This window comes from Flavobacterium limnophilum, from assembly GCF_027111315.2.
Classification (GTDB): Bacteria; Bacteroidota; Bacteroidia; order Flavobacteriales; family Flavobacteriaceae; genus Flavobacterium; species Flavobacterium limnophilum.
Window position 1 is genome coordinate 3,439,258 of record NZ_CP114289.2, and the last position, 2,978, is coordinate 3,442,235.

2 protein-coding genes are annotated in these 2,978 nt (G+C 39.3%); both read right to left on the reverse strand.

Features of this window, described 5'->3' with window-relative positions; genetic code table 11:
* Positions 1–41: 41 nt before the first annotated feature.
* Positions 42–1,994 carry an OmpA family protein gene (locus OZP13_RS14360; protein ID WP_281297598.1) on the reverse strand — a complete coding sequence of 651 codons (1,953 nt, stop codon included), beginning with the start codon at positions 1,992–1,994 and terminating at the stop codon, positions 42–44.
* Between the two features lie 10 nt (positions 1,995–2,004).
* Positions 2,005–2,931: a PorP/SprF family type IX secretion system membrane protein gene (locus tag OZP13_RS14365; protein ID WP_281297599.1), complete on the reverse strand. Its 927-nt coding sequence runs from the start codon at positions 2,929–2,931 to the stop codon at positions 2,005–2,007.
* Between the last annotated feature and the right edge of the window lie 47 nt (positions 2,932–2,978).

The following is a 2,978-nucleotide window of genomic DNA, read 5'->3' on the forward strand; positions in this document are numbered from 1 at the left end:
GATATGGAACGGCCTCTTTTTTATAACTAAAAATTCTAAAGTTATTCCATCGAAACGATAATGAACTCGCTGCGTCTGTTGGCTTGATGCTGTGCTTCGGTACAGTTGGATTTGTTGGTTGGTTCGCAACCACAATCATTTACCAATTGTGATTCTCCATATCCCTTTCCGGTCAATCTATTGGCTTCAATTCCGTTTTTAATCAACCAAGCCACTGTCGCTTTGGCTCTTCTGTCAGACAAAGCTTCGTTGTATTTTGCGGTTTGTCGGCAATCGGTATGCGAACGAACATCGATTTTTATTTTAGGATATTGTTTCATGACCGCCAAGACTTTTTCCAACTCAAATGCGGCATCTTTGCGGATGAATGATTTATCCAAATCGAAGTAAATAATTGGAATATTCAACGTTTTAGCCAAATCTGTACCCACGGCAATAGCCTTGATTCGTTTGTCCAATAGTAATGCCAACACGCTTTCGCCAGAAGCTTTTGGAATAGCAATTGTGGCTTCCTTGGTTTCAAAATCTGTTTTTTCGGCTCTTACATAATATACTTTTCCGCAAACCACTTCAAAACGATAAGCTCCATTTAAATCTGCAGTAGTTTCTTTTAACAATTGGAATTTTTCGTCAAACAAACTTACTTTCGATTGCGGCAAGATTCTTCTGTCTTCCCGATCCGTCACGATACCTTTCAGGATTTGCTCACAAGCTAATTTTCTGGTTTCGGTAAACTTGTAAATATCATCATAACCATGTCCGCCGGTTCTATTGGAAGTAAAAAATCCGTTGCGACTCTTGCTGTCCATCAATAGTGCAAAGTCGTCATTGGAACTATTGGCTGGAGCGCCAATATTTTGCACATCGCCAAAACTGCCATTGTCTAGAATTTTGGTCACATAAATATCCAATCCGCCCAATCCGGGACGTCCGTCAGTGGCAAAATACAATTCGTTGTCTTCCGAGATGAACGGAAAGGTTTCCCTGCCTTCGGTATTGATGGTTTTGCCCAAATTTTCGGGTGTGCCAAAACTGCCGTCATTGTTTATGTTTACTTTAAACAAATCCGATTGTCCTAATGTTCCCGGCATATTCGAAGCAAAATACAAGGTTTTATCATCTACACTCAAGGCTGGATGCGCCACACTGTATTGGTCGCTGTTGAAAGGAAGTTCAGTCACGTTTTTCCATTGGCCGTCTTCAAGAGTGGCTTTGTATAATTTCAACAAGGTTATCTTTTGGCTGTCTTTTCCTTTTTTTCCGTCTAAGAAGTTGTTTCGGGTAAAGTACATAGTGTTTCCGTCTTTTGTAAAGACTGGTGTAGATTCGTGAAATTTGGAATTAATTCCTTTGTTGAATTTTTTTGGCGCTTCCAGTTTTCCGCTCGAATTGACCTCGGAACTATATAAATTGGTAAAAGATTGATTGGTCCACTTGAATACTTTTTTGGACACACCTCCAGTATCTCTGGCGGAGGCAAAGACTAATTTATTCCCGGAAAAAGAACTTCCATAATCTGAAAACTCCGAGTTAATTCCTGCGTCTTCTATATTGAAACGTCCTGAATTTGCCTTGATTTCGGCTAAATAATCTTTGTTTTTTTCGAATAATTTGGCTCTTTGATCGTTGCCTGATTTTTTGTTGAAGGATTCAAGCATTTTATCCGCTTTGGCATAATCGCCAATGGCTTTCAAACACTGGGAATACCTGTAATAATACTCTGGTTCTTGCTCTTGGTTCATTGCAAAAAGTGCTTCATACCATTTGGCTGCCTTTTCTAGTTCGGCATTGAAATAGTAGGCGTTTCCTAATTTTTGAAACATTTTTTCATCCTTGTACCCTTTTTCGGCCACGCGTTCGTAGGTTGCAATTGCATCGACATAAGAATAGCGTTCATATTGTTTGTCAGCTCCCGCCACTTTTGCTTTCTGCGCATGACCAACATGGACTATGGCAAACAAAATGGCACTATAAATAAAGTTTTGAATTTTCATAGAGGTACGTTTAGAAGAATCTTGGAGAAATTATTTTATCATAGGCATTGAACAATTCATATCGCAAGAAAATCTCGTGGGATCCTGAATTATAATTGGCCAATTTTGTGGTTTCCATATCGTAAGCATAGCCAATAAACCAGGAATCACTCACTTGAAATCCTGCCAAAGCACTAAATGCGGCATCCCATCTATAGGCTAGACCGGCAGTGAATTTTTCGTTTATTAAAAAATTTGCCGATAAATCTACTTGCAATGGCGCCCCTTGAACCATTTTGGTCAATATCGAAGGTTTCAATTTTACCTCTGCACTCAAATCAAATACATGCCCAGCGATGAAATAATAATGAATGTGCTCTTTGGCTACGTGGCTATTGGCTCCAGTACCTGCATAACGGTCAAAATGTTGGGTTTCCAATAAATTGGGAACCGACAATCCTACATAAGTGTTGTCTGAATGCAAATACAATCCGATTCCTATGTTGGGAGAAAATTTGTTGTCGACATTGGTGTCAAATGAATAATCATTCTTGTCATATATATTCAGTTTGGTAAAATCGATGTTGAGCAAATTAGCCGAAGCCTTCAATCCAAATGACAATTTATATCTTTCAGACGCATTAATGGTATAAGAGAAATCCGCTGAAATATTATTCTCGTCTGATGGTCCAATCCGGTCATTTACAACAGAAAATCCCAAACCAATATTACTGCCATTTATTGGAGTGTTGACAGAGGCAGTATTGGTAACCGGTGCACCGTCTAAACCTACCCATTGGGTTCGATGCAACGCAAATATGCTCATTGCTTCGCGCGAGCCGGCATAAGCGGGATTGATATTAATGGTGTTGTACATGTATTGGGTAAATTGGGCATCCTGTTGGGCACTGACCATTCCCGTCAATAGCAGTAAAAATAATACTAATCTTTTTTTCATTTTTTTCGTTTTAATTCTGGGGATTAACCACAATCCCCAGAAATCAT